Annotated in this window: 7 protein-coding genes; all 7 read left to right on the top strand. The window is 66.1% G+C overall.

The window, feature by feature from the left end; translation table 11 throughout:
- Positions 1–341 (top strand): hypothetical protein (locus tag JF616_00270; GenBank protein MBW8886161.1); only part of this gene is annotated, 341 nt, incomplete at its 5' end.
- Between the two features lie 3 nt (positions 342–344).
- Complete coding sequence (locus JF616_00265) at positions 345–686, top strand: hypothetical protein (protein MBW8886160.1); 342 nt, start codon at positions 345–347, stop codon at positions 684–686.
- Positions 687–689: 3 nt separating this feature from the next.
- The gene (locus tag JF616_00260; protein ID MBW8886159.1) at positions 690–1,130 is read left to right on the top strand and encodes a GPW/gp25 family protein; all 441 of its coding nucleotides are present in this window, start codon (positions 690–692) and stop codon (positions 1,128–1,130) included.
- Positions 1,130–3,661, top strand: coding sequence for a baseplate J/gp47 family protein (locus tag JF616_00255; protein ID MBW8886158.1), 2,532 nt, complete (start codon positions 1,130–1,132; stop codon positions 3,659–3,661). Before JF616_00260 ends, JF616_00255 begins: the two co-directional genes overlap by 1 nt.
- Before the next feature lie 3 nt (positions 3,662–3,664).
- The gene (locus JF616_00250) at positions 3,665–4,201 is read left to right on the top strand and encodes a hypothetical protein (GenBank protein ID MBW8886157.1); all 537 of its coding nucleotides are present in this window, start codon (positions 3,665–3,667) and stop codon (positions 4,199–4,201) included.
- 88 nt (positions 4,202–4,289) lie between these two features.
- Positions 4,290–5,300, top strand: coding sequence for a hypothetical protein (locus JF616_00245; protein ID MBW8886156.1), 1,011 nt, complete (start codon positions 4,290–4,292; stop codon positions 5,298–5,300).
- Between the two features lie 59 nt (positions 5,301–5,359).
- On the top strand, positions 5,360–6,062 hold a 703-nt coding region (locus JF616_00240; protein MBW8886155.1), incomplete at its 3' end, for an RICIN domain-containing protein.

Genomic DNA, 6,062 nt, shown 5'->3' with positions numbered 1-6,062 from the left:
GCGTGGCGGTGTTTCCGGAGGTAGGCGACAACGTGCTGGTCATTTGCCCGGACGGGGACCCGGCACGCGGTATCGTGCTCGGCGGCCTCTATGGCGACAAGGACCTGCCGCGTGGCTTCTCCAACCAGCGGCCGCAACCCTTCGTGTTCCGGACCGGCGGCGGACAGCGGCTCGAGCTCTCGTCAACCAGCGCCACGGCGCGACTCGCCACCGCGGCCGGCAGCCTGCTCGAACTCGCACCGGGCCGGGTGCGCCTTGCCGCTGCCGGCGACCTCGTTATCGAAGCACCGGGCAAGACCATCACGTTCCGCGCCGACCTTATCAATTTCGAGCGGGGCTGAACCATGTTCTTGCTGACCAGGAAGGCGATCCTCAAGTGCGCTCATGGCGGTGTGGTCAACAACGTCAACAGCCAGGACTGGGTACGCGTCGACGACGATCCGCTTCTGATCGAGAACGATCCGCGCCAGCGCTCGATTTCCGGCTGCCCGATGCTGACCATAACCACACCGCCTTGTACCTCCACAGTGTCGGTCGACGACGCCTCTTACTCGGCCTTTGTCCACATCGACGGCAAACGCGTGTGCCTCGACAGCACCAGTGGCCGCACCAACTGGAGTCAGCTGGGTATCACTCCGTTCTCGGTGACCTCGGTGGCTCAGCAATTCGTCTCGAGTGGAGGCTGAGCCATGGCACCGAGCGGATGGCACTTCCGTCATCTTGGCGCCGGATACGAGCCGGGCTCGATTGTGCTCGCGGGTCCCCATCCCTCGCCCAGCGGCGGCATCGCAATGGTGAAGGGCGACGACGCCATCCGACAGGCGATCATCATGCTGCTGGCGACGCGGCCGGGTGAGCGTGTAATGCGGCCCACTTATGGATGCCCGCTCGATCGTCTCGTATTTGCGGCCAATGACGCAACCACCGCGGGACTGGCCATCCACTACGTCTCGCAAGCCATCGGCCGCTTCGAGCCACGCATCGATATCGTGCGCCTCAGGGCAGGTCCTGCCGACACGGACGGCGCCGGCGAGAGCATGCTCGAGATCCGGCTCGACTATCGCGTGCGCGAGAGCCAGCGCCGAGACAGCCTAGCGATCACCGTCGATCTCGCCCCGGTGGTGGGCTGATGGCATTCCCCACGCCCAAGCTGGACGATCGCTCGCACGACGACCTGGTGCGCGAAGCGCTCGAGATCATCCGCGCCCGCTCACCCGAATGGACCGACACCTCGCCGAGCGATCCCGGGATGGTGCTGGTAGAGCTTTTCGCGTTTCTCACCGACAGCATGCTCTACCGGCTGAACCGGGTGCCCGAGAAGGTGCACATCGCCCTGCTCAACCTAATCGGCGTTACTATGCTGGCGCCCGCAGCCGCAGTTGTCACGCTGACCTTCTCGCGCACTACTCCCGTCGCGGACAAGCCGATTGCCATTGCGGCGGGAACGCGCGTTTCCGACGCGCAAAGCGCGGTGACCTTTACGACGCTCGCCGACGCCGAAGTCGCAGCGGGAGCAACGGCGGTCGAGGTCGAGGCGATCCATGCCGATCTCATCGAGGCCGAACTCGTCGGCACAGGCAGCGGCGAGCCGGCGCAGAGCTTCCGCCTGAGGCGCGCGCCCCTGATCCGCCACATGCCCGACCTCGCGACTGTCACCGTGGGCGTCGAGGAGGACCCAACGGGCCTCGACCCCGACATCGCGGTGCGTCAGTTCGGCGACAAACCGTTCGTCGTGTGGAACGAGGTTTCGTCCTTCCAGGGTCTGGGCGATGCGGACCGCGCCTATGTACTTGACCGGGCGACCGGTACGATCAGCTTCTCGCCGCTCGGCGGCGCCGGCTCACCGACATTGGGAAGAGTCCCGTCCAAGGGCGCCGAAGTCAGAGCCTGGTATCGCATCGGCGGCGGCAAGGCCGGCAATGTCCTGCCCGGTACGCTGATGACGTTGCGCGAGCCCGTTCCGGGGCTTGCCGTGACCAATGCCGCTCGGGCCAGCGGGGGCGACGACGGCGAAACGCTGGAGCGCGCGACGGTGCGCGGACACGAGGCGGTGCAGGTCCTTTCGAGCGCGGTAACGGCGCGCGATTTCGAACGCATCGCGCTCCTCGCCGGGGGAGTATCTCGGGCGAGGGCCTACGCCCAGCGAGAACACTGGGTATTCGGCGAGCCGGGCATGGTCGAGATCCGGGTGGTGCCGACGCTCGGCCAGGGCGAGCCTGCAACGCTGGAGACCGTTCGCAGCCACCAGACAGACCTCCTGCGCAATCGTATCGACGCACTCCTTGCAGACTACCGGCCGATCGGTGTGCGCACGAAGGTGCTGTGGGCGCATTGCCGGCCCGTGTCCATCGCGTCCCGCGTCGTGATCTCCCCGGTCGAGGATCCCGGATCGGTTCGGCTGCGCATTCTCAGACGGCTGGACGATTTGATCTCACCCAACGGGCTCTGGCCGTTCGGCAAGACGCTGCGGGCCTCCGACGTCTATGAGGCGATCCTGGCGGAGCCGGGCGTACGCTTTGCCGAGCAGCTTTCGTTCACGATCGACGAGGGCCCCCAAGCCGACGTCGTCGACCTGCATCGCGACCCGAGCCAGCCGCGCACCTTCTATGCCGCTGCCGGCGGACGCCTCTATCGCACGCTCGACAGCGCCGAGAGCTGGACAACGATCATCTCCGATCCAGAGGCCGAAGTGACTGCCGTACGCAGCGACCCCGAGCAGCCGGGCGTGTTGATGGCGCTCACCGCCGCCAAGGATTCGGACGCCGCGACTGTCCAGCTGTCACGCGACGGCGGTGAGAGCTGGAGCACGATCGAAACGGTGCAGGGTGAAAAGCTCTATGACGTGGCGAGTCTCAAGAACGGACCACGCACCCAGCTTTACTACGCCAGCCGCAAGGGGCTCCGAGTCATCAGCCTCGGCGATGCGTCGAGTTCGATGCTGATCGACGAGTTCGACCACGGCAGCAAGGACAACAACGGTGTCGGACTCTACGCGGTGGCGGTCGCTCGTCTCGCCTCGGGCATACCGTGCATCGCGGTTGCGCGGCGCGAGAAACGAGGCGTTCTGACCTCGCTCGACGGAGGCAGGGCGGGCAGCTTCCAGCCAATCCCCGGCGCCGAGGGACGCGACGTGCGCCGTCTCGTCTTTCAGCGCGAGGGCGACCGCCTGTTCCTATGGGCGGCGCTCGCCGCCGAACGCGGCGAGCCAGGCGAGGGCATCATCCGCGTCGAGATCCGCGGCGACGGCATCGATCCCGAGGGATGGAAGGTGGTCGGCGCAAGCTGGAACGGCGGCAGTTGCACCGGGCTCGCCTTTGCACCTGGCCTCGTTGCCGCATCGTCCAACCGCTCAGGCATCGCGCTGCTCGAGACGGGGAAAGCCGAGGCGGCGTGGAGCGCCTCCCAACTCGGCTGCGGCCTGCCGATCGAAGAGGACCGCAAGACGCTCGCCCCGCTCACCGGCGTCGCGCTCGGCCTGTCGGCGCCGCTTGTCCTGGCCGGCGCAGCCAGCGGCGTCTTCGCGAGTCGCGACGGTGGCCAGCGCTTCGCCGTGGCCGGACAGGTGGAGTTCAGCGAGCGCGCGCCGCTCCCACCAAATTCACTCTATTGCTCGGGTACGCACGCCATCTCCGTGGTGCGCGAGAATGCGGTGGAGGGCTGAGGCTTGGACATGCGGCTGATCCCACGGCTTCTGCCAGAGGCGATGCAGTCCGGTATCACACCCGGCAGCGTGCTGGAGACGCTCGTCGCCGTCATGGCCGCCCATCTGTCGCCCGACGAGGCGATCCTCGCCGATCTCGATCGTTGGTTCGATCCGCGACGCGCGCCCGAAGGTTTCCTCATGCTGCTTGCAGGCTGGGTCGGCCTCGAGCGCACGCTGATCGGCGAGCCCGAGCGCTCGTCGTCGCGGGCGACCACAATCGATCCTGGCGCGCTTCGCGATCTCATCGTGCGCGCCGCCGGGTTCGCGAGGGCCCGCGGCACCGCCGGCACCCTGAGGGCAATGCTCATGATCACCACCGGCACCGGGTCGGTCGAGATCATCGAGAACCCGGTCGGCGAGGACGGCACACCACAGCCTTTCCACCTTCGCGTCGAGCTGCCGGACGCCGCTCGACGGCACGAGGCACTCGCGCGCCGCGTCGTCGAAAACTGGAAACCCGCCTTCGTTACCTCAGAGCTCGTCTTTCGTCCCGCTTGAGCCGCGCACACCGCAGGAGGTTGTTGTCATCATGATCGGATTTCAGCCACCGCGGGGCCTGTCCTGGGGAGTGGGGGTTTCGCTTGGAATGCTGGTGTTCTTCGCTTTCCTCGCCGGCATCGCGATCTTCAACCATAACGACACCGTCTATCCGCGAGACGATCTCGGGCTCTACGCCTACCATTCCGACCAGTGCGAGCGGCCGGTCGACCGCAGCTGGATGGCCGAGGTGGAAAACACCTTGTCCAATGCCGGCTATGTGCTGGCGGGCGCGCTGATCCTCCTGCGCGCAGGATCCTGGGCCGGGTTGATGTACGGCGCGAACCTGGTGGTGCTGGGCGCGATGAGCGCCCTCTATCACGCCACACTGGGGCACGGCGTTCCGCAGATCGTCGACGTCGCCTGGGTCTACGCCGCGCTGCTGTCGCTGTCGACCTATGCCTCCTATGTGCTGATGCAACGCCCGGAACCGCTCAAGATTCCACTTCTGTGGCTTCTCATCAGCGGGGGGCTGTTCGTGGCGCTCGGGATTGTGGTTACCATCATGTTCGGCATGGGCGGCCTCATACCCTTCATCGTCCTCAGCCTCGTCGTCGCCGGCTTCGGCGTCCTCTGCTTCATCGGCGAGAAGGTCCTGAGCACGTTTGTCTGGATCACCGTTCCTTTCCTCGCTCTTGCTATTCCGATCCTCGGCATCTTCATCAAGGCGGAGTTCGGCTGGGATTCCGATGCCGTGTTCGCCATCATGGTCGTGCTGCTGATCATCCAGCTGATGTTGGTGATCACCGGCGCCGAAAAGGTGGACGGTCTTCAACTGGGCTGGCAGTTGCCGCTGATCGTCGTCCTGCTCGGCCTCGGCCTGCTGTTCCGCCTCGGCGACGGGTACAAGAGCGAGACGCAGGCCGACGGCACACAGGTCGTGACGCAACACTTCCTCTGCGGCCCTGACTGGGCCGTCCAGCCACACGCGCTCTGGCATCTGATCGGCGGAGCCGCACTGCTGATGGCCTACGACCTGCTCACCCGGTTCCAGCCGTCGGGCCGAACGCCTATCGACCGCCCCTTGATCTTTCCCGATGCGGCCGGAGCCAAAGCCTGATGCCGCGCCTCTATCGTAGACGATCGACGTCTATCCCCAACACCGCATGAGGTGTCTGATTGCCCACCTTCGAATTTGCCGATTGCCCGACTTCGCTTGATCTTGCTGCCACGCCCGACACGCGGGAGCAGGTCGGCAGCGTGCGCTGTACGCTTCGCAACACGTCGAGCCGGAAGCAGGGCGCACGCATCCGCGTCGAGCCATTGGGTGGGGCGGAGGCAAAGTGGTTCGCGCTCGCCGACGCGCCGGCAACCGCACCGCTCGAGATCGAGCAGGACATCGACGCGGGCGGGACCTTGACGGTGACCGCAGCCGTCAAGGTGCCGGGTGGCGCATCCGCCGGCAACCAGACCTTCCGCCTGCGCGTCATCTCTGAAACGGCGCCCGATACCGATTTCGCCGAAGGGCCGGCGATTTCCTTCAACATCGCAGCTTTGGCCGAACCCGAAGTCAAACGGACGCCCTTCCCATGGTGGGCCGTCGTGGTGGGGCTGGTCATGCTGCTCGCCGTCGGCGGCGCTGTCGGGTACCTACTCTGGCCGAAGGATCACGGCTTCGACGGTCGGCACGTGCTGCTGGCCAACGCGAAGACGCTGAAGTGCCTGATGATCCAGGACGGCAATGCCGGTAACAACATCCTTGCCGTTCAGACAACCTGCAAGGACGAGCCGCTGCAGACCTGGGTCCTCAAGCAGATGGAGCCGCCCAAACTCCAGATCCGCAACGCGCAGACGAACAAATGCCTTACGATCGCGGGCGGGG

The sequence above is a fragment of the Fibrobacterota bacterium genome, assembly GCA_019509785.1.
Classification (GTDB): Bacteria; Fibrobacterota; Fibrobacteria; order UBA11236; family UBA11236; genus Chersky-265.
Note: the sequence above shows the minus strand (reverse complement) of the source record. Positions and strands in the feature narration are given on the sequence as shown.

What these genes read in the sequence shown, in the direction of transcription:
- JF616_00265 (MBW8886160.1), top strand. Translation starts at nt 345, where the DNA reads ATGTTCTTGCTGACCAGGAAGGCGATCCTCAAGTGCGCTCATGGCGGT.
- JF616_00260 (MBW8886159.1), top strand. Translation starts at nt 690, where the DNA reads ATGGCACCGAGCGGATGGCACTTCCGTCATCTTGGCGCCGGATACGAG.
- JF616_00255 (MBW8886158.1), top strand. Translation starts at nt 1,130, where the DNA reads ATGGCATTCCCCACGCCCAAGCTGGACGATCGCTCGCACGACGACCTG.
- JF616_00245 (MBW8886156.1), top strand. Translation starts at nt 4,290, where the DNA reads ATGCTGGTGTTCTTCGCTTTCCTCGCCGGCATCGCGATCTTCAACCAT.